Annotated in this window: 27 protein-coding genes; 11 read left to right on the top strand and 16 right to left on the bottom strand. The window is 71.4% G+C overall.

The features are described from left to right. Positions 1–27: 27 nt before the first annotated feature. Positions 28–483: an adenylyltransferase/cytidyltransferase family protein gene (locus tag ACFU8V_RS04860; RefSeq protein ID WP_378869441.1), complete on the top strand. Its 456-nt coding sequence runs from the start codon at positions 28–30 to the stop codon at positions 481–483. Positions 484–491: 8 nt separating this feature from the next. Here the strand turns inward: ACFU8V_RS04860 and ACFU8V_RS04855 are convergent, their stop codons facing one another. After that, positions 492–872, bottom strand: a complete 381-nt coding sequence (locus tag ACFU8V_RS04855) for an SIP domain-containing protein (RefSeq protein WP_378869438.1) — start codon at positions 870–872, stop codon at positions 492–494. A 120-nt stretch (positions 873–992) separates the two neighbouring features. Here ACFU8V_RS04855 and ACFU8V_RS04850 point away from each other — a divergent pair, with 120 nt between their 5' ends. The 5 genes from ACFU8V_RS04850 (at position 993) to ACFU8V_RS04830 (ending at position 5,473) form a co-directional block, all read left to right on the top strand. Beyond that, positions 993–1,493, top strand: a complete 501-nt coding sequence (locus ACFU8V_RS04850) for a hypothetical protein (RefSeq protein WP_378869435.1) — start codon at positions 993–995, stop codon at positions 1,491–1,493. Continuing rightward, positions 1,490–2,467, top strand: coding sequence for a cation transporter (locus ACFU8V_RS04845; RefSeq protein ID WP_338565376.1), 978 nt, complete (start codon positions 1,490–1,492; stop codon positions 2,465–2,467). Before ACFU8V_RS04850 ends, ACFU8V_RS04845 begins: the two co-directional genes overlap by 4 nt. Then, entirely contained in the window at positions 2,464–3,369 is a 906-nt protein-coding gene (locus ACFU8V_RS04840; RefSeq protein ID WP_378869432.1) for an alpha/beta fold hydrolase, read from the top strand. Before ACFU8V_RS04845 ends, ACFU8V_RS04840 begins: the two co-directional genes overlap by 4 nt. Positions 3,370–3,378: 9 nt before the next feature. Next, positions 3,379–3,642: a glutaredoxin domain-containing protein gene (locus ACFU8V_RS04835; protein WP_025104627.1), complete on the top strand. Its 264-nt coding sequence runs from the start codon at positions 3,379–3,381 to the stop codon at positions 3,640–3,642. 67 nt (positions 3,643–3,709) lie between these two features. Next, on the top strand, positions 3,710–5,473 hold the full coding sequence (locus tag ACFU8V_RS04830) for an aldehyde dehydrogenase family protein (protein ID WP_085604952.1): 1,764 nt from the start codon (positions 3,710–3,712) through the stop codon (positions 5,471–5,473). Positions 5,474–5,483: 10 nt separating this feature from the next. Here the strand turns inward: ACFU8V_RS04830 and pip are convergent, their stop codons facing one another. Beyond that, positions 5,484–6,455 (bottom strand): prolyl aminopeptidase, encoded by a 972-nt coding sequence (gene pip, locus ACFU8V_RS04825; protein WP_378869428.1) that lies wholly within the window; start codon positions 6,453–6,455, stop codon positions 5,484–5,486. 70 nt (positions 6,456–6,525) lie between these two features. Further along, entirely contained in the window at positions 6,526–7,407 is an 882-nt protein-coding gene (locus tag ACFU8V_RS04820) for a neutral zinc metallopeptidase (RefSeq protein ID WP_025104630.1), read from the bottom strand. 51 nt (positions 7,408–7,458) lie between these two features. Here ACFU8V_RS04820 and ACFU8V_RS04815 point away from each other — a divergent pair, with 51 nt between their 5' ends. Continuing rightward, positions 7,459–8,448, top strand: a complete 990-nt coding sequence (locus tag ACFU8V_RS04815; RefSeq protein WP_085604943.1) for a malate dehydrogenase — start codon at positions 7,459–7,461, stop codon at positions 8,446–8,448. A 53-nt stretch (positions 8,449–8,501) separates the two neighbouring features. Then, complete coding sequence (locus ACFU8V_RS04810) at positions 8,502–8,978, top strand: dehydrogenase (protein WP_025104632.1); 477 nt, start codon at positions 8,502–8,504, stop codon at positions 8,976–8,978. A gap of 9 nt (positions 8,979–8,987) precedes the next feature. Here ACFU8V_RS04810 and ACFU8V_RS04805 read toward each other — a convergent pair whose 3' ends face one another. The 12 genes from ACFU8V_RS04805 to ACFU8V_RS04750 form a co-directional block, all read right to left on the bottom strand. Beyond that, entirely contained in the window at positions 8,988–9,749 is a 762-nt protein-coding gene (locus ACFU8V_RS04805; RefSeq protein ID WP_374459670.1) for a hypothetical protein, read from the bottom strand. Continuing rightward, a complete protein-coding gene (locus ACFU8V_RS04800) occupies positions 9,746–10,957 on the bottom strand; it encodes a hypothetical protein (RefSeq protein WP_025104634.1) in 1,212 nt (403 codons plus the stop codon). The genes ACFU8V_RS04805 and ACFU8V_RS04800 overlap by 4 nt, the downstream gene beginning before the upstream one ends. Then, the gene (locus tag ACFU8V_RS04795; protein WP_062635420.1) at positions 10,957–11,253 is read right to left on the bottom strand and encodes a hypothetical protein; all 297 of its coding nucleotides are present in this window, start codon (positions 11,251–11,253) and stop codon (positions 10,957–10,959) included. Before ACFU8V_RS04795 ends, ACFU8V_RS04800 begins: the two co-directional genes overlap by 1 nt. After that, entirely contained in the window at positions 11,250–11,552 is a 303-nt protein-coding gene (locus tag ACFU8V_RS04790; RefSeq protein ID WP_085604937.1) for an SAV_915 family protein, read from the bottom strand. The genes ACFU8V_RS04795 and ACFU8V_RS04790 overlap by 4 nt, the downstream gene beginning before the upstream one ends. A gap of 19 nt (positions 11,553–11,571) precedes the next feature. After that, a complete protein-coding gene (gene eccCa, locus ACFU8V_RS04785; RefSeq protein WP_378869420.1) occupies positions 11,572–15,546 on the bottom strand; it encodes a type VII secretion protein EccCa in 3,975 nt (1,324 codons plus the stop codon). Then, the gene (locus tag ACFU8V_RS04780) at positions 15,543–16,778 is read right to left on the bottom strand and encodes an FHA domain-containing protein (RefSeq protein ID WP_374459667.1); all 1,236 of its coding nucleotides are present in this window, start codon (positions 16,776–16,778) and stop codon (positions 15,543–15,545) included. The genes eccCa and ACFU8V_RS04780 overlap by 4 nt, the downstream gene beginning before the upstream one ends. Next, entirely contained in the window at positions 16,775–18,139 is a 1,365-nt protein-coding gene (locus ACFU8V_RS04775; protein WP_139833252.1) for a hypothetical protein, read from the bottom strand. The genes ACFU8V_RS04780 and ACFU8V_RS04775 overlap by 4 nt, the downstream gene beginning before the upstream one ends. Positions 18,140–18,261: 122 nt before the next feature. After that, entirely contained in the window at positions 18,262–19,440 is a 1,179-nt protein-coding gene (locus ACFU8V_RS04770; protein ID WP_085604929.1) for a hypothetical protein, read from the bottom strand. A gap of 205 nt (positions 19,441–19,645) precedes the next feature. Beyond that, positions 19,646–20,983 carry a S8/S53 family peptidase gene (locus tag ACFU8V_RS04765; protein WP_231729395.1) on the bottom strand — a complete coding sequence of 446 codons (1,338 nt, stop codon included), beginning with the start codon at positions 20,981–20,983 and terminating at the stop codon, positions 19,646–19,648. 11 nt (positions 20,984–20,994) lie between these two features. Further along, positions 20,995–21,342, bottom strand: a complete 348-nt coding sequence (locus tag ACFU8V_RS04760) for a hypothetical protein (RefSeq protein WP_025104642.1) — start codon at positions 21,340–21,342, stop codon at positions 20,995–20,997. Between the two features lie 124 nt (positions 21,343–21,466). Beyond that, entirely contained in the window at positions 21,467–21,748 is a 282-nt protein-coding gene (locus ACFU8V_RS04755; RefSeq protein ID WP_081811619.1) for a WXG100 family type VII secretion target, read from the bottom strand. 41 nt (positions 21,749–21,789) lie between these two features. Continuing rightward, positions 21,790–22,104, bottom strand: a complete 315-nt coding sequence (locus ACFU8V_RS04750) for a WXG100 family type VII secretion target (RefSeq protein WP_025104644.1) — start codon at positions 22,102–22,104, stop codon at positions 21,790–21,792. A gap of 324 nt (positions 22,105–22,428) precedes the next feature. On the opposite strand from ACFU8V_RS04750, the gene eccD reads away from it, so the two are divergent. The 3 genes from eccD to ACFU8V_RS04735 are packed head-to-tail and all read left to right on the top strand — an operon-like array spanning position 22,429 to position 26,432. Continuing rightward, a complete protein-coding gene (gene eccD / locus ACFU8V_RS04745; RefSeq protein ID WP_378869413.1) occupies positions 22,429–23,763 on the top strand; it encodes a type VII secretion integral membrane protein EccD in 1,335 nt (444 codons plus the stop codon). A 3-nt stretch (positions 23,764–23,766) separates the two neighbouring features. Then, complete coding sequence (gene eccB, locus ACFU8V_RS04740; protein WP_338565371.1) at positions 23,767–25,122, top strand: type VII secretion protein EccB; 1,356 nt, start codon at positions 23,767–23,769, stop codon at positions 25,120–25,122. Beyond that, positions 25,122–26,432, top strand: coding sequence for a S8 family serine peptidase (locus ACFU8V_RS04735; protein WP_126894604.1), 1,311 nt, complete (start codon positions 25,122–25,124; stop codon positions 26,430–26,432). The genes eccB and ACFU8V_RS04735 overlap by 1 nt, the downstream gene beginning before the upstream one ends. 15 nt (positions 26,433–26,447) lie before the next feature. On the opposite strand, the gene ACFU8V_RS04730 is transcribed toward ACFU8V_RS04735, so the two are convergent. Continuing rightward, on the bottom strand, positions 26,448–26,909 hold the full coding sequence (locus ACFU8V_RS04730) for a hypothetical protein (RefSeq protein ID WP_025104648.1): 462 nt from the start codon (positions 26,907–26,909) through the stop codon (positions 26,448–26,450). Between the last annotated feature and the right edge of the window lie 38 nt (positions 26,910–26,947).

Raw genomic sequence — 26,947 nt, 5'->3', positions numbered from 1 at the left:
CTGGGGAATGATCGATCTGGGGAGATCATGGGGACGCGTATCGGCTATGCCGTCGGAGCTTTCGACCTTTTTCACGTCGGGCACCTCAATCTGCTGCGACACGCCAAACAGCACTGCGACATCCTGATCGCCGGTGTCGTGAGCGACGAGATGCTGCGTCAGGTCAAGGGGATCGAGCCGGTCATCCCGACCGCCGAGCGTGCCGAGATCGTCCGGCACATCTCCTTCGTCGACGACGTGTACGTCGAGACAACGCCGTCGAAGATGGACTCGTGGCGCGACGTGCGCTTCACGCACTTCTTCAAGGGCGACGACTGGCGCGGCACCGAGAAGGGCCTGCGGCTGGAGAGCGAGTTCGCGGAGGTGGGTGTCGAGGTCGTCTACTTCCCGTACACCGCGCACACGTCGAGCTCGGCGCTCCGCCGCGCGCTCGACGCGATCACCTCCAACGCCACGGCATCCGCCGTCGGCGCGACGCGCTGAGCCGGGACTCAGTTCGCGACGCCGAGGAGGCTGCGCGCCATCCGCGCCACGTGCGGCGGAGTGTGCGGGCCGAGCCACACCGTCCAGTGCTCCGGGGGCTCGCTGCACGTCCACTCCAGGCACCACGCATAGACGGCGTTCGCCAACCGCTCGCCCCGCGTGTGAGCGTGCGCGCCCTCCGCGCGAACCAGCCAGCGGACCGACACCCCCTGCGGCACGTCGATGTGGCGGAATTGGATGCGGGCGGCGGCCTCGATGAGAATGACGCCCTGTGCATCCCACGGGAGCCGGGACGCGACGCGAGCGATGGCTCCGACATCGGCCGCATCCCCGGCGATGAGCACCCGCTCCTTCCATCGCTTCCCAGTCCGGATCCTCCAGGTGCTCACACGCGCTGCTCATGCCTCCACTATAGGTAAGGCTACCCTTACTCTCAAGGGTGGCTAGTCCTCTTCCGTAGCACCGTCAACGCCGTTGCCCGCGTCGCGGCTGTGCGCCATCCTGAGGCCGTGAGCAGTGACAGGATTCGACGGACATCCGCCGGACGACGCCTGATCGGCGCCCTGGCCGGCCTCCTCGTCGCCACGGCCCTCGGCGGATGCGGGATGACGGTCCCGGCGGACCCGGACGGCACCCTGGACCGGGTCACGGGCGGGGAGCTGCGGGTCGGCACCTCGCCCGACCCGGGCCTCGTAGAAGTCGACGGCGGCGAGCCGCGCGGGCCGGTCGTGGATCTCGTCGACGACTTCGCCGCGAGCGTCGACGCGGACGTCACGTGGACGGTCGCGACCGAGGAGAGCCTGGTGGGCATGCTGGAGACGGGCGACCTCGACCTCGTGGCCGGCGGACTGACGCCGGACACCCCGTGGATCGACAAGGCGGGCGTGACCCGCGGCTATCCGGGTATCGAGGGCGCGGGAGATCGGGAGCTCGTCATGCTCCTACCCCTCGGCGAGAACGCCTTCCTCTCGGCCCTCGAGGCCTCTCTCGACGAGGAGGTCGGTCAATGACCGGGACGAAGCAGTTCGGGCGCACCGAGCTCCCCGAGGAACAGCAGCAGGCCACGCGCAAGGCCGTGCGCTGGGAGATCTTCACGATCGTCTACACCTCGATCACGATCACCGTGATCGCCCTCGTCGTGGGCGAGTCCCAGGCGATGCGCACGGCGTGGATCGAGGACATGCTGTCGCTCATCCCGCAGTTCGCCTTCCTCCTCGCGCTCCTGTTCGTGCGGCGACGCCCCACCCGGAAGCACCCCTACGGCCTGCACCGGGCGATGGGCGTCGGCCACCTCGTCGCCGGTGTCGCGCTCCTCGCGGTCGGCCTGAACCTCGCCGCCGAGGCCGTGGCCGGGCTCATCCGCGGGGAGCATCCGACCATCGGCACCGTGCAGGTTTTCGGCCAGACGATCTGGCTCGGCTGGCTGATGGTCGCCGTCATGGCCGTCGTGATCGTCGGGCCGGTGTTCTTCTACGGTCCGGCCAAGGCCAAGCTCGCCCCCGTCCTGCACAACAAGCTGCTCTACGCCGACGCCGACATGGCGAAGGCGGACTGGCAGACGACGGTCGCCTCCATCGTCGGCGTACTGGGCGTGGGCGCCGGCGTCTGGTGGCTCGACGGTGCTGCGGCACTCTTCATCTCGCTCGGCATCATCTGGGACGGCTTCCGCAACACGAAGACCGCGATCGTCGACCTCATGGACCAGCGGGCACGCACCTTCGACAGCGCGGAGCCGCACCCGCTGGCCCGCGATGTCGTCTCGTACCTGCGCAGCCGCCCCTGGGTGGATCAGGCTGCCGTGCGCATGCGGGATCAGGGCCAGGTGTTCCACATCGAGGCGTTCGTGGTGCCGCATCATCGTGGCGTCCGTACGGCCGACCTGACCGCCGCGTCCGAGGGGATCGCCGACCTGGACTGGAAGGTGCAGGACGTGGTGATCGTGCCGGTCGAGAAGCTGCCGGACGAAGCGGACCCCGGTCGATGAGCAGCTCCGACGAGGCACTGTTCCCCGGCTTCACGACCACGCGGATCCCAACCGCCGAGGCGGACATCCTCGTGCGCCACGGGGGCTCGGGACCGCCCGTGGTGCTCCTGCACGGTCACCCCCGCACCTCGGCGACCTGGCATCGGGTGGCCCCGGTGCTCGTCGAGCGCGGCTTCACGGTGATCTGCCCCGACCTGCGCGGATACGGGCGTTCCCGCGGCCCGGCGCCCACCGCCGATCATGCGGCCCATTCCAAACGCGCCGTCGCCCGCGACATCCGCACCGTCGCCGAGCGACTCGGCCATGAGCGCTTCCGCCTGGTCGGTCACGACCGTGGCAGCTACGTCGCGCTCCGACTCGCCCTCGATCACCCGGAGACCGTCGAACAGGTCGCCCTGCTGGACTGCCTGCCGATCTCGGAGCACCTCCGACGCTGCGACGCGACCTTCGCCGCGCACTGGTGGCACTGGTTCTTCTTCGCCCAGCCGGACATCCCGGAGCGCGTCATCGGCGCGGATCCGGAGGCCTGGTACGCCCCCAAGGCCGACCCGTCGACGATGGGCACGGCGAACCACGCCGAGTTCCTGCAGGCGGTGCGGCAGCCGTCGGTCGTCCGGGCGATGCTCGAGGACTACCGTGCCGGCCTCACGATCGACCGCGCGCACGAGGAGGCCGATCGCGCCGCCGGGCGTCGGCTCCGGATGCCGACCCTCGTGCTGTGGTCCGAACGCGACGATCTCGAGGAGCTCTCCGGCGACCCCCTCCGCATCTGGCGGGACTGGGCCGACGATGTCCGCGGCCACGGCATCGACAGCGGGCACCACATGCCGGAGGAGGCGCCTGAACCTCTCGCCGCCGCACTGGCGGGCTTCTTCGGAGCCAGCCCTCCCCCACGGCCGTAGGCTGGAGGCATGACCAACCCCGCCTCCGACACCATCACGATGTTCGGCGCCGACTGGTGCCGCGACTGCATCCGCACGAAGAAGCAGCTCGACGAGCTCGGCGTCGCGTACACGTATGTCGACCTGGTCGCCGACCCCGCCGCCGCGGACATCGCGAAGGACATCTCGGGCCGCACGAACATCCCCGTCGTGGTCTACCCCGACGCCTCGCACCACGTCGAGCCGTCGAACGCCGACGTGGAGTCGAAGCTGCGCGAGCTCTCGATCATCTGATCGTCCTCGCACTCGGCGGATCTCCGCGCGGACGCCTAAGCTGAAAGCCCGTTCGAAGGAGACGCCGATGACTTCTGCGCCCACGACCGCGCCCGCCACCCCCGCCCTCGGCGAGGGCGAGAAGGAACGGCTCGACGCCGCCGTCGCCGACCTGCAGACCGGGACGTCGGTGTGGACCGCGCTCACCGTGGCGCAGCGCGCGACGCTGCTCCGGCAGGTCCGCACGAGCGTCGCCGCGACCGCGGAGGACTGGGCGACGATCGCCGCCGCCTCCAAGGGCCTGGACGCGCGGCATCCGCTCCGCGGCGAGGAGTGGCTGAGCGGCCCGTACAGCGTGCTCGGAGCACTCGACGCCTCGATCGCCACGCTCACCCGGATCGCGAACGGCGCGAATCCGCTCGACGGCATCCGGGTCGACCGCGCACCCGGCGGCCGTGCGCGCGTACATGCCTTCCCCCTCACCGGCATCGACCGGTTCCTGCTGTCCGGCTTCACCGGCGAGGTCTGGCTCGAACCGGGGACCACGCCGAACACCGCCCGCGCGACCGCCGGTCTGGCACAGCGCACGCCGACGGTGTCCGGGGGCGTCGGACTCGTGCTCGGCGCCGGGAACGTGACCTCCATCCCCGTGCTGGACGTGCTGTACGAACTGCTCGCCCACAACCGCACCGCCCTGCTGAAGGTGAACCCCACGCAGGATGCGCTGGTCCCCGTCTACAAGCGCGCGCTCGCCCCGCTCATCGAGCCGGGACTGCTGCGGATCGTGCGCGGGGGCCCGGCCGCCGGCGCCTATCTCACCCAGCATCCCGGTATCGCCCACGTGCACATCACCGGCTCGGCGGCGACCTTCGACACCATCGTCTGGGGACCGTCGACCGGCGAGGGGGCGGCCGCGACCAAGCGCCGCCGTCGCGAGAACCGGCCGCTGCTGAAGAAGCCCATCACCGCGGAACTCGGCGGGGTCTCCCCCATCATCGTCGTGCCGGGGAAGTGGACGGCCGCCGACCTCGCGTACCAGGCCGAGCACATCGCGACCATGCGCCTGCAGAACAGCGGCCACAACTGCATCGCGGGGCAGGTCGTCATCCTCTCCGCGGACTGGGACCAGGCAGACGACTTCCGCGCCGAACTGCGCCGCGCCTACGCCACCGCTCCGGAGCGCCCCATCTGGTACCCCGGCGCCCCCTCCCGTATGCAGTCCGCCGCGGACGACTACCCGGACGCCCTCGTGCTCGGCGACCGGCTCCTCGTCGAGATCGATGCCGACGACGACCCCTCAGCCCTGGAGAACACGGAGTACTTCGCGCCGGTCCTCGGCGTGGTGAGCCTGCCCGGCACGGGCCAGGAGTTCCTCGACGCCGCGGTCGCCCACGCGAACGAGAAGCTGCAGGGCACGCTCGGCGCGAACCTGCTCATCGACCCGGCGACCGAGAAGGCGCTCGGCAGCGGGTTCGAGCGCGCTCTCACCGCCTTGCACTACGGCTCGATCGCGATCAACGGCTGGACCGCCTTCGGGTTCATCACGCCGACGCTCACCTGGGGCGCATTCCCCGGCGGCACGATCGATGACGTCGGCAGCGGCATCGGTGTCGTCCACAACGCCCTGCTCCTGGATCGGGTGGAGCGCTCCGTGCTGCGCGGCCCCTTCCGGCCGTTCCCGCGCTCGCTCCCCGTCGCGAACGGCGGAGGTCGGATGACCATCCTCCCCAAGCCGCCGTGGTTCGCCTCCTCCCGCACCGGTGCCGCCGTGAGCGAGGGCCTCACCCGCCATCGTGCGGACGGCGGCGCCCTCGGCCTCGTGAAGACACTGCTGCGCGCGCTCCGCGCCTGAGCGGAACGCGTCAGCCCTCGGGACGGAACCGATCGGTCGCGGCGCGGAGAGCCGCGCGGATGCCGGGTTCGGCGGCGGAGTGCCCCGCGTCATCGATCACCTGGAAGTCGGCTTCCGGCCAGGCACGGTGCAGGTCCCACGCCGTCATCATCGGCGTGACCACGTCGTGGCGGCCCTGCACGATCACGGTCGGGATGTGCCGGATGGCGTGGATCCCCGCGAGCAACTGCCCCTCGTCCCACCAGCCGCGGTGCACGAAGAAGTGGTTCTCGATGCGTGCGAAAGCGACGGCCCGGCGGGGATCGGCCATCGCCACGATCTGCTCCGGGTCGGGGCGCAGCGTGACGGTCGCCGCCTCCCACGCCGCCCACGCGAGGGCCGCCGGTTCATGGACCGCCGGGTCCGGGTCGAACAGCCGCCGGTGGTACGCCTCGATCATCCGGGAGCGCTCCAGGACCGGGATCGGCGCGATGAAGTCCTCCCACAGGTCGGGGAAGAGCGCCGCCGCCCCGCCCTCGTAGAACCACTCGAGCTCGGCGCGACGGAGCGTGAAGATCCCGCGCAGAATCAGCTCGGAGACCACGTCGGGGTGGGCCTGGGCGTAGGCGAGCGCGAGGGCGCTGCCCCAGGACCCGCCGAACACCTGCCACGTCTCGATGCCGAGGTTCTTGCGCAGCAGTTCGAGGTCGGCGATGAGGTGCGCGGTGGTGATGTGCCGGAGATCGGCCTCCGGCTCCGCGGCGGACGGCGTGCTCCGACCGCATCCGCGCTGATCGAGAAGGACGATCCGGTAGACGTCGGGGTCGAAGAACTGGCGCTGCCACGGCGAGGTGCCGCTGCCGGGGCCGCCATGGAGGAACACGACGGGTTTACCCTCGGGGTTGCCGCTGATCTCCCAGGCCACGCGATGCCCGTCGCCGACGAGCAGCACTCCGGTCTCGTGCGGCTCGATGGGCGGATAGAGCCCCTCGGTGTTCGTCATGTTCGGTCCCCCAACCGGTCGTGCGGTCCTGCCGAGTCCACGTTATCTGACAACGGCGGGACCACCGGGCCTACGGGTCGAGCTGATCGGCGGGGAGGGTGAACACCTGCCCGCACGCATCGAGCCCGTTCTGGTATCCCTCCGCGAACCAGCGCTGACGCTGCTCGCTGGAGCCGTGGGTCCAGGTCTCCGGGTTCACCTGCCCGGACTGCTCCTGGATGTGATCGTCGCCGACGGTCGACGCCGCGTTCAGGGCGTCGCGGATCTGCTCCTCCGTCGGCTTCTCGAGGTACGGATCGCCGTCGGCGTCGGTCTGCTCGGTCGCGCGGCCGAGCCAGCCGCCGGCATAACAGTCGGCCTGCAGCTCCATGCGCACGCCGTTGCTGCCGGGACCCGTCCCGTTGTTCGGGTACCGCTCCATCGCCCCGAGGAGGTTCTGGATGTGGTGACCCCACTCGTGCCCGACGATGTAGAGCTGCGCGAGGTTCCCGGCCGAGGCCCCGAACTGCTGCTGCATGAGCTGGAAGAACGTGGGGTCGATGTAGACGGTCTCCTCCGGCGGGCAGTAGAACGGGCCGACCGCGTTGGAAGCGGTGCCGCACTGCGTGGAGGTCGCTCCGTCGACGACGATGAGCTGCGGAGCCTGATACCCCTCCACGTTGTCCTCCCAGAAGGCGTCGAGCGCGACCTGCGCCCCCGCCATGCGGCAGTCGACGTTCGCGTTCGCGTCGGCGCCGCTGTCGCAGTTCTCGATGGCCGAACCACCGGCGGGCTCGCTCCCGCCCCCGGGCGCGCCCCCGACGAGTCCGCTCAGGTCGATGCCCAGCAGGGGGCCGGCGATGAGGGCGAGGAGGGCGAGCACGCCGACGCCGGAGCCGCCCGCGATCGCCGCCGTGCGTCCGCGGCGACGCGTGGTGTTGCGGGAGAGGTCGGCGTCGGGATTGAACGTCATGCGTCGAGGGTACTCCGCGCGCCGACACCGCGACGGACGTAGGCTCGTGACATGGCCACCACGATCACCATCACCGGCGCGGGCGGACAGATCGGCTACGCGCTCCTCTTCCGCATCGCCGCCGGGGACATGCTCGGTCCGGATGAGAAGGTGCGGCTGCGGCTGCTGGAGATCCCGCAGGGACTCGGCGCGGCAGAGGGCGCGGCGCTGGAGCTTCAGGACGGCGCATTCGACCTGCTCGAGCACGTGGAGGTGACCGACGACGCCGCGGTCGGCTTCGACGGCTGCGACCTCGCCCTGCTCGTGGGCGCCCGCCCCCGCGGTCCCGGGATGGAGCGCGGCGACCTGCTGGCCGCGAACGGCGGCATCTTCGGGCCGCAGGGCGCCGCCATCGCCGCGAACGCCGCCCCCGGCGTCCGCGTGACCGTGGTGGGCAACCCCGCCAACACGAACGCCCTGATCGCCTCCGCGGCGGCCGACGGCGTGCCCGCCGACCGCTTCACCGCCCTCACGCGGCTGGACGAGAACCGCGCACGGGCCCAGCTCGCCCAGACGCTCGGCGCCCCCGTGCACACGGTGCGGCGGGTGCCCATCTGGGGCAATCACTCGGCCACGCAGTTCCCCGACGTGTCGCATGCGACCGTCGGTGGGAAGCCCGTGCAGGATGCCCTGGAGCGGATCGTCGGCGACGTCCCGGCGTGGCTGGACCAGACGTTCATCCCCCGGGTCGCCAAGCGCGGCGCGGAGATCATCGAGGTCCGCGGGTCGTCCTCCGTCGCCTCCGCCGCGAGCGCGACGATCGACCATGTGCGCGACTGGGTCCGCGGGACCGAGGACTGGACCTCCGCCGCCGTCGTCTCGCGCGGGGAGTACGGTGTCCCAGAGGGCCTCGTCTCCTCGTTCCCCGTGCAGTCCGTCGACGGCGAGTGGCGCATCGTGGAGGGTCTGGAGATCGACGACCGGGCCCGCGCGCGCATCGACGCCTCGGTCGCGGAGCTCGTGGAGGAGCGGGACGCGGTCCGAGCCCTCGGATTGCTCTGATCCGGTCGCCGCGGGACACCTGGGCAGGGCAGAATAGAGGGCGGAGGTGCGGGATGAGCGACACGATTGACCCGGCGGGAACGACGCCGTCTCTCGACGATGCGCTGACGAGCCCGCTCCACCTCCCGCACGACGCAGCGAAGTGCCCGAAGTGCTTCACGGAGCTGCAGCAGAACCGCAACTTCTGGACCGCGCGTCCCGCGGGCTCCCGCCTGGTCGGCCTCGTCGTCGCCCGCGAGGGCATGCCGTCGGTCGTCGAGCAGCGCGCCGACCTCACCCGCTTCGGCGTGCCCATCGAGGGCTTCCGTCACCCGGCGCCGGACATCCTGGAGAGCTGGAACGACCGCCTCGCGCGACTCATCTCGACGCTCCGGACCGGAGACGTGGTCGTGGTGGCGAACATCCGGGCCCTGGGGCTCGACGCCGAGGAGGGCGCGCGCACCGTCGCTGAACTCCGGCGCCACGGGATCATCGTGAAGGTCCTCGGCCACGAGGCGCGTCATCTCGCCGACGCCGCCGGCGCCCGCTGAGAGGCACCGCTAGAACTCCCCGGACCGCAGGCGGGCGAGCGTGCCCGCACCGATCTCGGCACGGACGTCGGGACGGTTCGCGTAGAAGGTGACGAGCTCGGCCAGGAGCACAGGGTCGCTCGCGAGGTCGGCCGCCGCCCACGAGGACGGCTGCGCGGTCGCCGTCCGCAGCACCACACGGTTGCCTTCCAGGCCGGCGCCGACGACCTCCTCCCATGCCACGGCCACGTTGTTGCGCGGGATTCGGAGCTCCACCCCGTCCGGGCGCAGCGTCAGGCGATGGGCGGAGGGAGCCCGGAACCACGACCGGATGCCGGCGATCGTCATGATCAGCGCGACCACCGGGAGGAGGAGCAGGGTGAGGAGCGGCAGTCGGTCTGCGGGCACTGTGAAGATGCTCCATGCCCACGCCGCGAGGAGCAGGGCCCCCACGGGCGCGAGGGCGCGCAGCGGCCAGACGATCCCCGCGGCCCCGCCGAACGCGATCGCCGGACCGTCGACGACCGGCCGGACGACTCGGACCCGGGAGACGCGGGCGTGCGCCACCATCAGCCAGACGCCCACGGCGACGGCCGCGAGCACACCGATCCCCAGAGCCTTCATCGCCGGAGCCGGATCGGCGAACAGGATCAGGCTGAACAGCAGGACCACGATGGCGAACACGACGCCGAACACGGTGAGTGCCGTGGTCGCCCGCTGCTGCCCCTGCCACCCCGTATGACCGGGTACCCAGATCGCCTCCGGAGACGTCGACTGCTGCTGCCCTGTCACCCGAACAGTCCCTTCCACGCCTTGCCGATGTTGTGCCCCGCGTCGCCCACGAAGTCGGTCGTGTTCTCCCAGGCGTCCTCCGCGAAGTCCGTCGTGGCGTCCCATGCATCCGCCATGCCGGCGTCGATCGACTCCCGGACGTCCTGCGGCACCCAGTTCTCGTACGCCCACACCGCACCGGCACCGACCGCCACCGCGGCCCCGCCGACGACCACCGCCGTGCCCCAGACCGGGAGCGTGACGACACCGGCCGCCGCGAGCGCGGCGACCCCGGCAGCCGCAGCCGCGCCACCCGCCGCACCGCCGATGATCTCCACCGCGGTGGACGACGGGTCATCGCCCGACGACATCGCCGAGCCGAGGTTCCAGGCGTCGACGCCCCAGCCGATGAACGGCACCGCCCGACTCGCGCGAGAGAGTCCGCGGGCCAGATCCTCGGCCTCGTCAGCCGCCCACCGCATGCCGGTGGGGTTGGCGGCCTCGGCAGCGGCCTTGACGGCAGGGTTGCCGGAGCGCAGCTCGCGAACGAAGTCCGATGCTCCGAGACGCAGATCCTCCGCGTGGGAGGTGAGCTCGGCCGCCGTCTCCGCCCACGCCAGGCCCTGGCCCTCGAGGTAGATCTTCGGGACCTCGCCGCTCGCCTCCCGCAGACCGGACAGGATCTTGTCCGCCGTGGACTGGCTCGGCATGGTCCCGAGGAAGCCGTCGAGGTTCTCGCTGATCCAGACCTCGAGCTCGCCCCACCAGGAGCCGACGTCGGCGGCGATCTCGTTGTACAGCTCGATGCGGTCGAGGTGCTCCTGCCACTCGTCCCAGTAGGGGTCGTCGCGCGAGGTGGGGCATACCGGGATCAGGGACACCGGCCGGCCGATGATCATCCCGTTGACCGGGAGCCCCGCCGCCCGCGCATTGTCGCGGTGCGTCGCGAAGTCCTCCTTCATGCGCCGCAGCTGCCCGGCGTACGACCGGAGCTTCTCGGCGGCGTCACGGGCGAGGTCCTTGATCTCCTTCGCGGCGTCGGTCGTGCGCGAGAGGATCGTGACGTAGTCGTCCGCCGACTCGCCGTACCAGTGCCCGCGCACGCCGGTCGGGATGAAGGTCGTGACGTTGGAGGAGACGTCTGCGGCGTCCTTCAGGTCGGGGTCGAGCCAGTCCGCGGCCGCCTGCACCTGGTCGGCGTCGCCGTACGTGGTCGTGTCGATCGTCATCAGAGGTCCTCGACGATGGCCGCGACCGGGTCGAGCTGGTCGATCACGTCCTGCTCGTTCGTCTCCGCGTCGTCGGCGATGGCGCGGACGATCTCTCCGAGGGTGCCGTTGATCCGGTACAGGGCGTCGACGCCCTCCCCCACCCGCTGCATGATCGCGGCGACCGTATCGGAGGCGAGCCCGCCGTCGACGGCCGTCGGAATGCCGGAGAGCTTCGTCTCGATGAGCTCGACCGCCTCCTCGTGCATGTCCGCATGGACGGCCATCACCTCCGGGTCCATCGCGATGCGGCTCATGCGATGGCTCCGTTCCGGCGGTAGGACGCGGGCACGTCGAGGTCGAAGATCACGACGTCGTAGGGCTGCGCCTCCTTGATCTGACCGAGGTCCTCGGTGCGCACCAGCACCCAAGGCTGCCGCTCGCCGGCGAGCTCCAGCAGCCGGTCGAGGGCGGTGTAGGCGAGCAGTGCACGCCGCCCGTCCTTCAGCTCCCGGATCTCGACGAGCTGCTCCTCGGGCGTCGACGTCACGCTCAGGGGCAGGTACAGCACGGGTGGGACCATCGGCGTTGCGGCCGGCATCGGTTCGAAGGTCATCTCGGTCTCTCCTCGGTTGTCACTCGTAGCTCGGCGGCACCCACAGCAGCTGCGCGGAGACGAGGCCCCGATCGCGGCTGACGATCTGCGCACGGCCCGGAATCGCGGGAACGGCCTTCACCTTGCCGATGAGCTGGCCCTCCTCGGGGCTGCCCGAGAGCAGGATGCCGGTCGCACCCAGGTCGGTCATGCGCTGGATGATCGGATCGTACGCGGCGCGGCTCGCCCCGCCGGTGCGGCGGGTGAGGATCACGTGGAGGCCGAGGTCGGCCGCCTGCGCGAGCAGCGGCGCGAGGACCGCAACCGGATTGCCCTGCGAGGTCGCCACGAGGTCGTAGTCGTCGATGAGGACGAAACCCTCCGCCCCCTTCCACCACGACCGGCTGCGGAGCTGGTCGGGCGTGACGTCGGGTCCGGGGATGCGGCTCCGGAAGAACTGCGCGAGCTCGTTCATCCCGCCCTCGGTCATCTCATGCGACGTGAGGTAGGCGCCGAGGTATTCCTGCGGGATCTCGCCGAGCAGGGCACGACGGTAGTCGACGACGAAGATCTTCGCCTCGGTCGGCCCGTACAGACGCGTGATCTCGTGCACGACGCCGCGGAGCATCGACGACTTGCCGGAGTCCGCGTCGCCGTACAGATACAGCAGCGGCTCGGCGACCGGATCGATCGAGAACGGGGCGAGGTTCGCCTCGTCGATACCCAGCAGCAGTTCGCGGGGCTCCGCGCCGTCCGGCGACTGCGCGGCCGCGACGGCGCGCAGATCGGCATGGCTGATGCGCGAGGGCAGCAGGCGCAGCTTGGGTCCTGCCGGTCCGTGCCACGCCGCCGCGACGCGGGCCACGAGGTCGTCGATCCCGTCCGGCAGGCTCGACGCGTCGTCCACGCCGTCGACACGCGGCAGCGCCGTGAGCATCTGCAGGCCGCGGTCGTTGAGGCCGCGGCCGGGGATGGCCGTGACGTTCTCCGCCGCCTTGCGGTTGACCTCGGAGTCCGTCGGGTCGCCCAGACGCAGCTCGATGCGTGTGCCGATGAGGTCCTTGATGTTGGCCCGGATCTCCATCCAGCGCGCCGCCGTGATCACGACGTGGACGCCGTAGGTGAGACCGCGGGCGGCGATCGCCTGGATCTGCGGCTCCAGCATCTCGAACTCGGCGCGGAGCGTGCCCCATCCGTCGACGATGAGGAAGATGTCGCCGTAGCCGTCGTCGGCCAGTCCCTGCCCGCGGCGCTGCCGGTAGGCGTCGATCGAGTCGATGCCGTGCTGCCGGAAGTACACCTCGCGGGCGTTCAGCAGGCTGGTGACCTCAGCCACCGTGCGGCGGACGACGTCCGGCTCGGACCGCGTCGCGACGCCGCTGATGTGCGTGAAGTCCTGCATGCCGGTGAAGCTGCCGCCGCCGAAGTCGATGACGAAGAACTGCACCTCCTGCGGCGTGTGCGTGAGCGCCAGGGCGGCGACCGTCGTCCGCGCGAGCGTGCTCTTACCGCTCAGGGGCGCGCCGACGATGGCCATGTGTCCGGCCGCGCCGCCGAGCGAGACCGCGAGGTTCTCGCGGCGCTGCTCCAGCGGCACGTCGACGATGCCGAGCGGGACCGTGAGCGCTCCCGCCTTCCGCCAGCGCGGGGAGACGAGACCGAGCGACGGGTCCTCGACGAGGTCGCCGAAGAGCTGGTCGAGGGTGGCCGGTGTCACCAGCGGCGGCAGCCACACCTGGTGCGCCGCGGGGCCGCGTCCCTTCATGGACTCGACCGCGATCTCGAAGGTGTTGCGCTTCTCCTCCGGCTCGGCGTCGACCACGACCTCCGGCTCGTCCAACGGCGCCTCCGCCCGCCACACCGGCGCGGCGGTGAACAGCTCGACCGCGGTCGAACCCGTGCTCTGGCCGGAGCCGGACGAGGCCCGACGACGACGACGCGGCGGTGGTCCGGACACGTACGCGGCGCGGAACTGGGTCATGGTCTCGGTGTCGGACTTCAGGATGCCGGCGCCCGGCTGCGTGGGCAGGTGATAGGCGTCCGGCACGCCGAGGACCGTACGGGACTCGGCCGCCGAGAACGTCCGAAGACCGATGCGGTAGGAGAGGTGCGTGTCGAGGCCGCGCAGCTTGCCCTCCTCCAGCCGCTGGGAGGACAGCAGCAGGTGCACCTGCAGCGAGCGGCCGAGCCGGCCGATGTTGACGAACGTGTCGACGAACTCCGGCTTGGCCGACAGGAGCTCGGAGAACTCGTCGGCGACGATGAGCAGGGCCGGCAGCGGCGCCAGGTCGGTGCGGCCGCCGCGACGCGCCTTCTCGTAGTCGGCCACGTTGGCGAACGGACCGGTGGCCCGCAGCAGCTCCTGTCGGCGCACCATCTCGCCCTGGAGCGCGTCCTGCATGCGGTCGACGAGGGAGATCTCCTCACCGAGGTTCGTGATGATGGCCGAGACGTGCGGCATGTCGGCCATGCCGGCGAACGTCGCGCCACCCTTGAAGTCGACGAGCACGAAGTTGAGCTGCTCCGGCGAGTGGGTCATCGCGAGCGCGAGCACGAGCGTGCGGAGCACCTCCGACTTCCCCGAGCCTGTGGCACCGATGATGAGGCCGTGGGGGCCCATACCCTGCTGCGCCGATTCCTTGATGTCGAGGATGAGCGGGCTGCCGTCCTCGGTCTGGCCGATCGGCACGCGGAGCCGGTCGCGCTCCAGGCGCGGTGCCCAGGCGGCGTCGAGGTCGAGGTCGCGCACATCGGGAAGACCGAGGAGCTCGACGAGCTCGGCCTGGCCGGTCGCGCTCTTCTTGCTCGCGATCGCCGTGCCGCCCGAGTACAGGGCGATAAGCCGACGAGCGGTCGCCTCGGCCTCGACGATGGTGATCGCGTCGGCCTCGAACGGGCGCGCGGGCACCTGCAGGCTGACGAGCTCGGCGCGTGTGCTCGCACCGCCGGTCTCGAACGCGATGCGCAGGGCGTTCGGGTCGTCGAGGTCGCCCCACCGGGCGGGCAGGTCGATCACGGTCACACCCTGGACGCCGTCGCCGGTGACGAGGGCGTCGTTGAACGACGTCGTGGCGCCGTCCGTGACGATGACGATGTGCGGCGTCTTCGGTCCGGAGCCGTCGCGGGCGAAGCGCGAGCGCTCGCGCACCTCGGGCGGCAGCATGTCCTCGAGCTCGGACAGCTGCGAGCCGATCATCCGGGCGGCGCCGAGGCCGTCGCGGACGGTGCGCGAGTGCGTGTGCGGCAGCCACTTCGCCCACTCCCACTGCGGGAGCACCCCGGTGTCCGCGGCGATGACGATCTGCAGCACGTCGGGGTCGTGCATGGTGGCCGCGTGCAGCAGCATGGCCCTGGCCAGCGCCCGGGTCTCGTCCTCGTCACCCGTGATCTCGATGCGGGCGTAGTCGCGGAGGGTGACGCCGAGCGGGAGGTTCTTCTGGACCTCGTGCGTCAGCATGAAGCGGTGCGCGGCCGAGGCGGCGACAGGGTCGAGCTGCGCCAGCGGCGGGAGCTCCGGAGCTTCGAGCGTGACGCACAGCGGCTGGTCGGTGACCCCCACGCGGACCGACAGGAAGTCGGGGTCGTTCACGCCGCGCTCCCAGACGCGGGTGCGCTCCTCCGCGAGGTACGGCAGGGTCGACGGCGCCGGCAGGTGCCAGTTCGCGGAGCGGCGCTGCTGCCGGGCGGCGACGCGGACGGTCTGCCGCAGCTCGGTCAGGTACGCCAGGTACTCGCGACGGGCACCGAGCGTGGCCGCCTGCCGCTGAGAGCGCTGCCGCCAGCCGTTGACGGCGACGAAGCCGAGAGAGGACAGCAGGAACATGCCGCCGGTGAGCAGACCGGTGACGGATTGGTTCGACATGGTGACCATGACGATCGCGCCGACGCTGCCGAGCATGGGCAGCAGCGACCCGAGGATCCCGATGCCGCCGTCGTTCGGCTGCAGCTCCGGCGGGGCCTGGACCGGGAGCCTCCCGGAGGGGACACGGGGCGGGGCGAGACGGGGTCCTGTCATGCTCTCTCTCCGGCGCTGCTGTCTGTACCTAGCAGGAGGCTGATGGTGAAGCTGCGGTTGCCCATGCGGACACGGTCGGCATCGTCGAGGAGCACGCGCTCGCCAGCGACGAGCTCGGTCGTCTGGCCGTCGTCGCTGCGGACGTCGGAGCCGTTCGTGGAACCGAAGTCGGTCACCCAGGTGCGGCCGCGGGAGTGCTCGATGCGCAGATGGGTCTTCGAGACGGACGCGTCGGGGTCGGTGACGACGATGAGGCGGTCGTCGTGCGCGCTGGCGACGGGGCCGCGCCCGAGGTTCGCGGCCACGGGGAGGGCGAGCTGCACCCGCTGGCCCGTGTCGAAGATGAGCAGGAGCGCCCCGGTCTCCGGCGCGGGAGCCTCGGCGCCCGTCTGCGGCGCCGGGGCGGGGGCGACGGTGAAGAGCGGCCGATCCGATCCGGGTGCTGCCGGTTCCGGGGTCTCGGTACGGCGGGAGGCGGCGCGGGCGTCGGTGGGCTGGGAGTCCTCGTCCACGACGGACGGCGCCGCCACCAGCGGCACGACCTGCGGCGGAGCGAGCGGAGCGGCTTCCGCCGCGGCAGGAGCCGGCGGAGCCTCGACGGCCGCCTTGGCGGGCACGGCGACCACGACGGTGCCGGCGACGCGGTCGGCCCAGGACTGCCGTCTGCCGCCGCGATCCCAGGCGCTGGAGGCGACGACCACCCAGCTGCCGACAGCCACGAGGAAGCCGGCTCCGGTGATGATGCCGCGGACGAACTGGCGCCCGATCCCCGGCGACCACGGCCGGTCGGCGCGCGCGCTGCGCAGGCGCAGCACGGCGTTGCCGAGGGTGAGGCCGGTCCGCGCTTCCAGCACCCAGAGGAACAGGGCGAGCTCGAAGACCGTGATGGCGGCGAGCAGCACGCTCTGCGTCAGCACGAGGACGACGGCGGAAGCGAGGAACACGGCAGCCGCGTCGAGGGTGAAGGCCGCGATCCGCTGAACGGTGCCGGCGGGGGCTCCGCGGAAGGCGGGGCCGAGTCCCTCGGCCGGCCGAGGGACGGTGCGCCGCGACGAGGCGATCGGCGTGGGCGGCGCGGGCGTCTGGCGCAGCGGCGTGCCGTCGACACCGGGGGGCGCCGCGATCAGGGCGGGCGGCAGCGCAGGGATCTCCCCCGGACGGTCTCCGCCGGGCGCCATCGGCGGGATCGGACCCCCGCTCGGCCAGGACTGTGATGGGCCGTTCCCGCTCATCCGGCCATCATTCCACGAACCAGGGAGAGCGCATTCGCGTACAGCAGGGCCGACGGCAGGGCGAGCGCGACGGCGAGCCATTCGAACGCGTCTCCGACCCGCGACCAGACCAGCGACTTCGCGCCCTTGGACACCGGGATGACGACGGCGACCGCCGCCAACCCGACGAGGAACAGCAGGGCCGCTCCGAGCAGGTGGAAGCCGCTTCCGAGGGCCGCCGCGACCTGGATGCCGGCGACGAGGCAGACCACGGCGGCCGCGGCACGGGGGAACCACCGGAGGAGGCGCGAGGTGGTGTGCCGCGGCGTGAGCAGCAGGGCGAGCGCGAGGCAGCAGAGCAGGGCGATCCCACCCGAGACCACGAACGCGTCGTCGGGCCAGGGCCGCAGGAACGCGACCGGAGCCATCACCGCGGCCACGATGCTCAGCACGGCGGTGCCCGCGATGAGTCGCGCGGAGGAATCGTCGACGACCGCGGTGATGCGCTCCGGACGCAGCAGCCCGACCGAGTCGGGGATGGCTCCGCGCACGGTCCACCGGCTGGTCATGAAGTGCTTGTAGTCGATGAAGTAGCCCTCGGGCAGGTTGACGAGGCTGCTCGGGAGGGCACGCAGGCCCAGCGGCACGAGGCCGAGCGAGAGGGCGGCGGCCTCCGCCTCCCCCCACCGCAGCAGCAGGGCGAGGCCCCAGACGGCGGCGAGGCCCACGAGCAGCACCGTCGCCGTGCCGGCGGCGGCGCGCATCGGCCGAGCCCTGGCCGTGACGGCGATGATCGCGGTGGTGATGCCGGCCGCGAGGAACCCGGTGGCGGTCGACAGGTGCGACGCGTCCTCCAGCCCGGCCGGGATGAGGAGAGCGCCGGCCGCGAACGACAGCAGCACCGGCGCGAGCACCCCGAGGATGCCGCGCACTCCCGCCGCGGAGTCCCGTCGCGCCCACGCGACGGCGCCACCGACCGCACCGGCGGCGACGAGGAGGGCGACGAGCAGCCGGATCAGGGGATCGACGGCGCCCTGGGCGAAGACCGCGACGAGCAGCATCCCGCTCACGGCCAGCAGCCACCACCGTGCGCCGTGGTCGGCGCGCGTCGGGCCCGTCGCCTTCTCTGCCGGGCGCACCGGCGGAGCCAGAGCCGTACGGTCGATGAGCGCGTAGAGGCCGCCGTCGACGAGGTCTTCGCACTCGGTGTCGCCGGGGATCTCGTATCCCCCGGGGCCGATCGTGACGAACCGGTCCGCGTCGGGGATCCCGCTCAGGGTGAGAGCGTCCTCCAGCGTCTCGTCGAGCGGCAGGGAGAGGTCGATGCGGCGGTCTTCGCTCTGGAGGACGATCCGACGCCGCTCTACGATCTCGACTGACACACCTGCACCTTATCCACTGCGCGCGACTCTCGCTGCGGGGCACCGCCTCCGGCGTTCCCGGGGTTCACGATGCCCCCGCGTCGACCCTCGTACCGCGCCTTCTCGAACCGGAGCGGCGTCATTCAGTCGGTGGGTTCGTCGCGGGATCCGGCGCGCGCTCCCTTGGCGCGGGGACCAGCTTCCTCGTCGTCCTCCAGCTTCGGCGCGATAGGACCACCGAGGCCCGAACGCTTCGCCTTCTCCTCCTCGTCGGCGCCACCGGCGCCGCCCATCATGCCCATGCCCGGTCGGCCACCGGCTCCTGCCGCGCCGGAAGACCCGGTGCCCGCGGCACCCGCCCCGCCGACGCCGCCAGTACCGGCCATACCGCCAGGGCCGCCTGCACCACCGACGCCGCCAACACCACCGACGGCGGAGTTACCGAGCAGACCGCCACCGGCCTTGAGTCCGGCACCGGCACCCGGGCCCAGGCCCGCACCGCCGAGTCCGCCCATGCTGCCGAAGCCGGCGATCTTCGAGCTCGCCGCGATCGCCGCCGCACCGGCGCCGCCGCCCACGATCCCTCCGAGGCCCCCGCCACCGCCGGGGAAGACCCCGCCCGGAAGGGCACCGCCGGGAAGCGAGCCGGAGCCGCCGGGACCACCGGAACCGCCGGGAAGACCGCCACCGGGCCCGCCCGGAAGCAGGCCACCGCCGGGAGAGTCGATTGAGGGATCATCGATACCCACATCGCCCGGGCGATCGCCGGGACCTTCTGGAACCCATCCTCCGCCGCCCGGCCCGGTGGGGACCGAGGGCACCGAAGGGTTCGTCGGGACCGGGGGATGATACTCGCCGACACCGGCGCCGGAAGGAGGCACACCTCCGACGCCCGGTGCGGAGCCGGACGGGCCGCCGATGCCGCTCGGATACGAGATCCGTGGAGCCGTCACACCGGGATCGGATCCGCCGGGCTGGTCATCCGTGCCGCCGGGCACGGTGACGTCCATGTCGAGCGACGCCACCCGCGCGGAGGACTCGCGGAGTTCCTTGGCCGGCTCCTGGAGCGACGCCTCGACCCGCTCGACGATCTTGCGGGCCTCTTCTTCCCGCTTGTTGCCGAGGAAGTTCCCGATGGCATCGAGTGCGGTGTCGGCGGCCAGCGGCCCCAACACAGGGTGGACGACCACCGAGCCGACGCGCGCGGCGTTCGCCCAGAAGGAATCGACCTGCGCGCTCGGGAGTTCTGCCGCTGCGGTCTCCCGGCGGATCGAGTTCGCCGTGTCGATGACCCGCGTGATGTGTGAGACGTGCGCTTCCACGTTGCGGAACCGTGCACGCAGGGTGTTCAGCGACGTCCTGGCGCTCTCAGCAGCGCTCCCCTCCCAGGCAGACGATGCGAGCACAGCAGCAAGCGCACTGTCCAACGAGCGCAGCGCGTTCTGAAGCGCAGGAGCCTTCGGGATGCGCCAGTCCTCAACAGCTCGGATGCGATTGAGTTCCGCTTCGTAACCGCCACCAGCCTGCTTACCGGCCATGGGCTCCCCCTTGCTCGTTGTTCCGTCGTCGTGAAGATCGTGTGAGCACGACCGCGAGAATGATGCCGCCCACGAGAAGGACAGCGACCAGGATGCCGCCCCCGACCAGCAGCGGCACCAATGCGTCCTGCGTGGACGAAGTCTCGCCAGGCTCGTCGCTGTCGGCGGTCGGCGCCGGCGTCGCAGCAGCAGCTGCAGCGCGGACGTCGGCCGCCGACGGCTGGGCGTTCGGGTCTTCTGCATCGAAGATCGGGTTGACATCCGGGTACGCCGTCGGATCGACAGCGAGCATCCCCGTCAGCGAGACCGCTCCATAGCCGACGCTGTCGTTCCACTCCGGCTCGTGCTCGCCCTTGGTGCCCGTGTTGCGGATGAGGCTCTGCAGCAGCTGACCCGAGGTGGCATCCGGGTACTTCTGTTTCACCACGGCGAGGAAGCCCGCCGCGATCGGCGTCGCATACGACGTGCCGGTGAGGAGGACCTGCTCGTCCCAGGAGTTCTCGCTGCCCTGCCCGAGCAGACCCATCCCCGGCGCAGCGACGATCACGTCGTCGCTCTGATTCGGCGAAGGCTCGCCCACGCCCTCGATGGTGGTGGAGCTCTGGATCTTCCCATCGGCACCGAACGACTGCACTGCAACGACGCCGTTGCCCGACGCAGGCTGCGAGGCCACCCCGGAGTTGTTCGGAAGAGCCGCCACCACGATCACGCCGGCGGCCTCCGCCTTGGCGAGGGCGTCGGTCAGATCGAAGCCCTCGAGGGAGATGGAGATGATGTCGGCGCCATCCTCGACCGCATCCTCGATCGCACGCGACACCCCGGTCGTCCCATCAGCCATGACCGTGCTGCCGTCTTCGAGCAGACACTGCTCGTCGAACTTCTCCCCCATCGCGGTATCGAACACCCCGTCGGTGACGATCGCCGGGTAGTAGAGGACCTTCGCACCAGGCGCGGCCCCGGTAACGGGAAGGCCGCCTGCCGGCGCATCTCCGGTCCCTGCGATCATCGAGACGACGTGCGTCGCATGCGACGCCGCCACATAATCGGTCGACGTCGCCGGCACCGGGTCTCCCTTGGCGTCGCGACAGTAGGAGTCCTTCACCTCGAGATCCGCGCCGCGGAGACCGACGATGTCGGGATTGATCTGACCGTCGATGACCGCGACGGTGACACCCGTCCCGTCGAAGCCCGCATCGTGCGCTGCCTGCACCTTTCCGCGATCGAACCACCACAGACCCGACTCCAGCGTCGCTGCGTGAGCGGACGCAGGGAGGAGAAGCGCCAGCGCGACGATCGACGCGACCGCAGTGGATGCGCCGGATAGCACACCGCGTCGCATCAGTAGTCGGCCTCCGCGCTCGTGTCCGAGTCGCTCTGCGCGACGGCAGAGTCGAGGAGCGACAGGATCAGCTTCGAGTCATCAGCGATGGCTGCGTCCTGCTCCGCGATCATCATGACGGCCTGACGGATCGTCTCCTGCGTCTCGTTCAAGGAGTCCACAGCATTCTGCGTGGCCACGCTCAGACGACCGGCCGCGTAGGCCACCGCGTTCCGCAGCTCATCCGTCGCCTTCGACGTGCCACCCTCGGACACGGCGACTTCGTTCGCGGCAGGAAAAGCCGCTGCTTCACGGGCCAGCCGCTTGAGCTCGGCCATGATCTGATCGAAGTCGATTCCGATGGTCATCGACGCCCCCTCTTCTTTCCTCCGGCGATCCCGTCACGCCTGCTGTGCCGTCCGGTGGCTCACCGAAAAGCACAGCAGACGGCGCGGGCCCGACGCATCTCCGCGTCAGACCCGCGCCCCGGGTTCACGCGCCGAAGCGCCCCGCAGCCGACTTATCGGTCTGCACGTACTGACCCGAGATCTCCTCGGTCTTCCCGGCGATCTGCGTGAGCAGCTGCTGCATCTCGCTCAGCGAGCGGTTCCACTTGGCCTGCGCCTGGTCGTAGGCCTGCTGCGCGGCACCATCCCACGCCGCACGAAGCTTGCTGACCTCGGACTCGAGGCGGTCCAGCTCGGAACGAATACCCTGCGACCCGCTGCGGATCTGCGCCGCGAGAGCGTTGACCTGCTCCGGGCGAACGGACATCGACTGCATCATGTTCTCCTTGAAATCTCTGCGGACTGCGCTCAGGCGCCCATCATCGAGCCGAGGCCCGCGATGGTCTGCTGGTGGGATTCTTCGGTCGCGGCCTGGTCGCGCTCGGTGCCGGCGAGGGCATCCTCGAGCGTCACGAGGACCTCGTTGAGCTGACGAGCCTGCTCGTCCCACCGCGACATCAGCGTGGTGAACGATGCGGCGGCCGCACCCGTCCAGAACCCGCGCAGCTGCTCGATCTCACCGCGGACCTTCTTGGTCTGCTGATCGATCCCGGACTTCGTCTCCCGCACGGCCTGGGCTCCGCGACGCAGAGCCCCCTCTTCTGCGGAGATGACATCAGCCATTACTCACTCCCTCCGGTCCCCATGAGGACACACGCGGGGGAGCGCCTTCCCGATACGGGACGACTTCGGAACAACCCCCGACAATCTGTTTCCGCACATAGGCTAAAGCAGGTCGGTGCCCATTTCCAACGGCCTGGACAGATCCGTATCGAAATTTCTACGTTCGATCGATGAATGGCCTGACGCAGGCCCGAGCCGCCTCAGCCGCAGCCCGCGCGTGCGCAACAGATAGTATCTGGCCTGTCAACTAGAGTGAGTCCGGGCCGGACCCCCCGCAATGCCTGCGGCGGGAGAGCATCACACACGTGGGGGGACACCACCGATATGAGCCAGAGCGGCACCGTGGCAGGAACCGTGCTGCGGATCTCCGTGGTCAGCGACGACCGCAGGCTCGACGTGGGGGTGCCGTCGCAGGTCCCCCTGGTCGAGATCATCCCCGGCTTCGCCCGCAGTCTCGGCGTGCTCGACCCGACCCTCACGCACGGCGGATACGCGCTGCAGCGGGCGGACGGCACGCCCCTCGACCCCGCTCGCGGTGCTGCGGCCCAGGGCGTGCACGACGGCGAGCTGCTGACCCTGGTGCGCGGCGGGCTCATGCGCGAGCCGCGCGTCTACGACGACGTCGTGGAAGCCGTGATCGACGCGACGGCGGAGCAGCACAACTCCTGGACCCCCGCGGACAGCTCCCGCACCGCCCTCTTCGTCAGCCTCACCTTCCTCGCCCTCTGCGCCGTGCTCCTCGTCGCGACGCCGCCGACGTCTCTGCTCCCGGCGATCATCGCGGGATCGGGCGCGGTCGTGCTCAGCGTCGCCGCCGCCGTGCTGATGCGGCTGCGGCAGCCCGAGGCCGGTCATGCGCTCGGACTCACCGCCGCGGCGTACGGCGGGCTCGCGGGCTACCTCGCGGTCCCCGCGCAGAGCATCTGGGGCTGGCCGCTCGCGGCTCTCGGGCTCGGACTCGTCGTCGTCGGGGGCCTCAGCCTGGCCGTCACCCAGGACAAGCCCGAGATCCACCTCGTGCCCATCGCCCTCGGTGCCTCGATCGGGATCACGGCCACGGCGGCCGCGGTCTTCGGCGACCCGCTCGCCTCGTACGCGCTGATGCTCGCGACCACGGCCCTGCTCGCGAACGGCATCCCCTGGCTGGCTCTGAGCTCCACCCGCATCCGGGTGATCTCGCCGCAGAGCGACGCCGACATGTTCTCCGCGCCGCAGCCCATCGACGCCGAGGAGGTGAAGCGTCGCGCCGCCGCCGGCACCCGCACGCTCATCGCGCTCCGTGCCGCGCTCGGCCTCGCCGCCCTCATCGCGACCCCGCTCGTCGCCGCCAGCGGCGTCATGGGCGCCGTGCTGTGCGTGCTCGCCTTCGTCGGCATGATGTTCCAGTCGCGGCAGATGCACGCCCGGCTCGGGGTACTCGTGCTGATGGCGATCGGGGCGATCGGCCTCGCCGCGACCGGTGTGACCGTCGCCCTCGCCCTCCCCGACGTGCGCACCTGGATGCTGCTCATCCTCGTGGTCGCCACCGTGGTGCTCATCGGGCTCACGCTGCTCACGCCGAAGGCCCGCCTCCGCCTCACGCGGCTCGGCGACACGGTCGAGGTCGTCGCGCTCGCCCTCCTGCTCCCGCTCGGGGTCATCACGGCGGGGCTCGTCTGACCGATGGCGACCAAGAAGGACCTGATCGAAGCCCAGGGCTTCAGCCGACGACGGCTCCTCTCCGCCTTCACCGGCGGTGCCCCCGGCGGCAAGGAGCTCGAACCGGCCAAGCCGCTGCGCGCCGTCATCGCGGGCATCGCCCTCACCGTCGGCGTGATCCTCGTCGGCGTGTTCTGGGGCATCATGCAGCCGGGCCTCCCCGGCGACTGGCAGAACAACCGCCTCATCGTCGCCACCGACACGGGCGCCCGCTACGTCTCGGTCGAGGGGACGCTGTACCCCGTCATCAACACCGCCAGCGCCCGCCTGCTCATCCCCGCCGGCGAGTTCAAGGTCGTGCGCACGGATCAGGCCGCCCTCGACGGCATCCCGGTCGGCGGTTCGATCGGCATCCTCGGTGCCCCTGACGACCTGCCCACCCCGAGCGCCCTCATCAACACGGCATGGACCGCGTGCATCGACGACTCTGCCGGGACCGCCGTCTCGCTGTCAGGGGCGCCGATCGCGGAGCCGTCGACGGGCACCGGCGCGGTCGTGCAACGCGGCGACGAGCTCTTCGTGATCGCGGACGGCCTCCGGTACGCCGTCCCCGCCGACGACGCCAACGCGGTGCTGCGCGCGGTCGGCCTCGGCACCAGCGACGTCATCGAGGTCGACGGACGCTGGCTCAACCTCTTCGAGAGCGGCGCCGACCTCGAGCCGATCCGTCTGAACGCCGTCGGCGCCCGGGTGCCGGGGACCAATCTGACGGCGGGCACGATCGTGCACGTGCAGGGCAGCCCCGCGGACGAGCGCTACGTGGCCCTCGCGACCGGAGAGCTCGCGCGCCTCAGCCCGCTCGCGTACCAGCTCTACCTGCTCGGCAGCGCGCAGGAGGCCGGCGCGGACGAGGAAGAGGTGTCCCCGGCGGAGGTGGCCGACGTTCCCACCGTTCCGAACGCCGGTGGCGACGACTGGCCCATGCTTCCGCTGACGCCGCTCGCCTCCGGCGAGACCCCGTGCGCGGTCCTGGGCGGCGACGCCCGCACCGTCCTCGGGTCCACGAGCACCGAGCTGCCGGAGGACCGCGACCGTGTCGCCGTCACCGTCGGCGGCGGGGCCCTCGTGCAGACGAGCGGCCCGTCGGACGAGGCGGTGGGCATGGCCGTGCTCGTCGACGAGTCCGGTACCGCGTACGCCATCCCGGGCGCCGTGCCGGACGAGTCGGCGGAGGACGCCGCCAGCGGACCGCTCGCCCAGCTCGGTTACACCCCCGGCGACGTCGGGCGGGTGCCGAGCGCGTGGATCGACTTCTTCGCCGCCGGGCCGGCGCTGACCACAGAGGCCGCGAGAGAGTCGCCCGGCTCCGGGGACGAGTGATGCGCCGCCGCGCCGCTCTCGCCACCCTCGTGGTGGGCGCTGCCGTATGGGGGGCGCCGGCCGCCGCGGTGGCCGCGCCGACCGCTCCCACGACGATCGTGTCGATGGCGACCGGCGCCTGCGAGCCCGGCACCGTGGTGTTCGCTCCCGAGGCGCCGTCGGCACTCGCGGCCCTCGGGGCGGAGGATGCGAACCGTCTCGCCACCGGGAAGGGCGTCGTCGTGGCGGTCGTCGACTCCGGGATCGACGCCGGCAACCCGCACCTCGCCGGCGTCGTCGTCGGGGGCGTGAACCTCGTCGGCGACGGCGAACGCGGCGACGGCCTGAGCGATCTGACCGGGCACGGCACCGCCATCGCCGGGCAGATCGCGGCGCAGCCCGTCTCCGGCTCCGGCGTGGTGGGGCTCGCCCCCGATGCGCGCCTGCTGTCGGTGCGCGCGTTCCGCAGCGACTCGCCGCAGGACATCGACAAGGGGTGGGGACCGAGCGCCCAGCGCCTCGCCGACGGCATCAACTGGGCGGCGGACAACGGCGCGGACATCATCAACGTCTCGTCGTCGCAGGAGACGGACTCGCCTGCGCTGCGCGCGGCGGTGGAGCACGCGGCCGCCGTCGGAGCGCTCGTCGTCGCCAGTGGTGGCAACAGGGCCTCCGACCCGGAGGCCGAAGACGGAGCCCGGTATCCCGCCGCCTACGAGCAGGCGCTCGGCGTCAGCGCGGCCGATGCGACGGGGCTCGCGACCGACAGCTCGATCCACGGCCCGCAGGTCGGAGTCACGGCCCCCGGCGCGAACGTGCTCACCGCGGCGACGGGCGGCGGGGACTGCCTGTTCGCCTCCGACGCCCCGGCATCGAGCTTCGCGACCGGCTACGTGAGCGCGGCGGCGGCCCTGGTCGCCGAGGCGCACCCGGAGGATCCGCCCGCGGGGTGGGCGTACCGGCTCACGGCGACCGCACTTCGCGCGGATGCCGACAACCGCGATGACGTGAACGGCTGGGGCTTCATCCGGCCCTCCGCCGCCATTCAGCTCCTCCCCGACCCCACCACCCGCGGACCCGTCAGCCCCTTCTTCGACACCGGGGAGAGTGCGGTGCGGCCCCCGGTCGTGAGCGTCGAGCCCGACCACGGGGTGCCGCCGTTCGTCCTCACCCGCGAAGTGGCCCTCATCGCCGCGATCGCCGGGGCGAGCCTGCTCGGAGTCCTCGGCATCCTCATCGTCCTCCGGCGACGCCGGGAGACCCCCGCCGACGCGGCGGTCGAGGTCGAACGACAGGGCGGCCTCCTCGACCGCCCCGACCCCGAAGCCTGAGAGGCAGAGGCCGGATCAGCGGCCGGCGGCTGCCGCCTGTCGCGCCCGGACGACCGCCCCCACAAGCACCGCACCGGTGACCATGACGCCTCCCGCCAACGGCAGCAGGAGCAACCCGACGGCCGCGCTCTGCGGGTTCTGAACGACCTGACCGTAGACGAACGCCCCCATGCTGCCGAGCACTCCGACGAAGAGCGCCGCCGCGACGAGCCAGAGCAACGGGGTCATCGCGGTGCGCATGGTCGACGGCTCGCGGACGAACCGGAAGGCGAAGCCGGCGAAGAGGAACGACACCGCTGCGACGACCAGAGCCACGAGACCCCCGAAGAGGAATTCCGGGTCGGTCGACACCGCGACGAGCGCAGGAATCGCGACGATCGCCGACAGAGCACCGAGCACGACGGCGAACACGCCGGCGACACGCGGCCTGCGCGACGTGCTGCTCGTCGCCGTCGACTGCTTCGCATCTCGATCCATCCGTCTGTCCCCCCTCTTTGGACTTCCCCCACCCTAGC

The organism is Microbacterium sp. NPDC057658 (assembly GCF_042799975.1).
In the GTDB taxonomy this organism is placed as follows: domain Bacteria; phylum Actinomycetota; class Actinomycetes; order Actinomycetales; family Microbacteriaceae; genus Microbacterium.
Note: the sequence above shows the minus strand (reverse complement) of the source record. Positions and strands in the feature narration are given on the sequence as shown.

What these genes read in the sequence shown, in the direction of transcription:
- ACFU8V_RS04860 (WP_378869441.1), top strand. Translation starts at nt 28, where the DNA reads ATGGGGACGCGTATCGGCTATGCCGTCGGAGCTTTCGACCTTTTTCAC.
- ACFU8V_RS04845 (WP_338565376.1), top strand. Translation starts at nt 1,490, where the DNA reads ATGACCGGGACGAAGCAGTTCGGGCGCACCGAGCTCCCCGAGGAACAG.
- ACFU8V_RS04840 (WP_378869432.1), top strand. Translation starts at nt 2,464, where the DNA reads ATGAGCAGCTCCGACGAGGCACTGTTCCCCGGCTTCACGACCACGCGG.
- ACFU8V_RS04835 (WP_025104627.1), top strand. Translation starts at nt 3,379, where the DNA reads ATGACCAACCCCGCCTCCGACACCATCACGATGTTCGGCGCCGACTGG.
- ACFU8V_RS04830 (WP_085604952.1), top strand. Translation starts at nt 3,710, where the DNA reads ATGACTTCTGCGCCCACGACCGCGCCCGCCACCCCCGCCCTCGGCGAG.
- pip (WP_378869428.1), bottom strand. Translation starts at nt 6,455, where the DNA reads ATGACGAACACCGAGGGGCTCTATCCGCCCATCGAGCCGCACGAGACC.
- ACFU8V_RS04820 (WP_025104630.1), bottom strand. Translation starts at nt 7,407, where the DNA reads ATGACGTTCAATCCCGACGCCGACCTCTCCCGCAACACCACGCGTCGC.
- ACFU8V_RS04815 (WP_085604943.1), top strand. Translation starts at nt 7,459, where the DNA reads ATGGCCACCACGATCACCATCACCGGCGCGGGCGGACAGATCGGCTAC.
- ACFU8V_RS04810 (WP_025104632.1), top strand. Translation starts at nt 8,502, where the DNA reads ATGAGCGACACGATTGACCCGGCGGGAACGACGCCGTCTCTCGACGAT.
- ACFU8V_RS04800 (WP_025104634.1), bottom strand. Translation starts at nt 10,957, where the DNA reads ATGACGATCGACACGACCACGTACGGCGACGCCGACCAGGTGCAGGCG.
- ACFU8V_RS04795 (WP_062635420.1), bottom strand. Translation starts at nt 11,253, where the DNA reads ATGAGCCGCATCGCGATGGACCCGGAGGTGATGGCCGTCCATGCGGAC.
- ACFU8V_RS04790 (WP_085604937.1), bottom strand. Translation starts at nt 11,552, where the DNA reads ATGACCTTCGAACCGATGCCGGCCGCAACGCCGATGGTCCCACCCGTG.
- eccCa (WP_378869420.1), bottom strand. Translation starts at nt 15,546, where the DNA reads ATGACAGGACCCCGTCTCGCCCCGCCCCGTGTCCCCTCCGGGAGGCTC.
- ACFU8V_RS04780 (WP_374459667.1), bottom strand. Translation starts at nt 16,778, where the DNA reads ATGAGCGGGAACGGCCCATCACAGTCCTGGCCGAGCGGGGGTCCGATC.
- ACFU8V_RS04760 (WP_025104642.1), bottom strand. Translation starts at nt 21,342, where the DNA reads ATGACCATCGGAATCGACTTCGATCAGATCATGGCCGAGCTCAAGCGG.
- ACFU8V_RS04755 (WP_081811619.1), bottom strand. Translation starts at nt 21,748, where the DNA reads ATGTCCGTTCGCCCGGAGCAGGTCAACGCTCTCGCGGCGCAGATCCGC.
- ACFU8V_RS04750 (WP_025104644.1), bottom strand. Translation starts at nt 22,104, where the DNA reads ATGGCTGATGTCATCTCCGCAGAAGAGGGGGCTCTGCGTCGCGGAGCC.
- eccD (WP_378869413.1), top strand. Translation starts at nt 22,429, where the DNA reads ATGAGCCAGAGCGGCACCGTGGCAGGAACCGTGCTGCGGATCTCCGTG.
- eccB (WP_338565371.1), top strand. Translation starts at nt 23,767, where the DNA reads ATGGCGACCAAGAAGGACCTGATCGAAGCCCAGGGCTTCAGCCGACGA.
- ACFU8V_RS04735 (WP_126894604.1), top strand. Translation starts at nt 25,122, where the DNA reads ATGCGCCGCCGCGCCGCTCTCGCCACCCTCGTGGTGGGCGCTGCCGTA.
- ACFU8V_RS04730 (WP_025104648.1), bottom strand. Translation starts at nt 26,909, where the DNA reads ATGGATCGAGATGCGAAGCAGTCGACGGCGACGAGCAGCACGTCGCGC.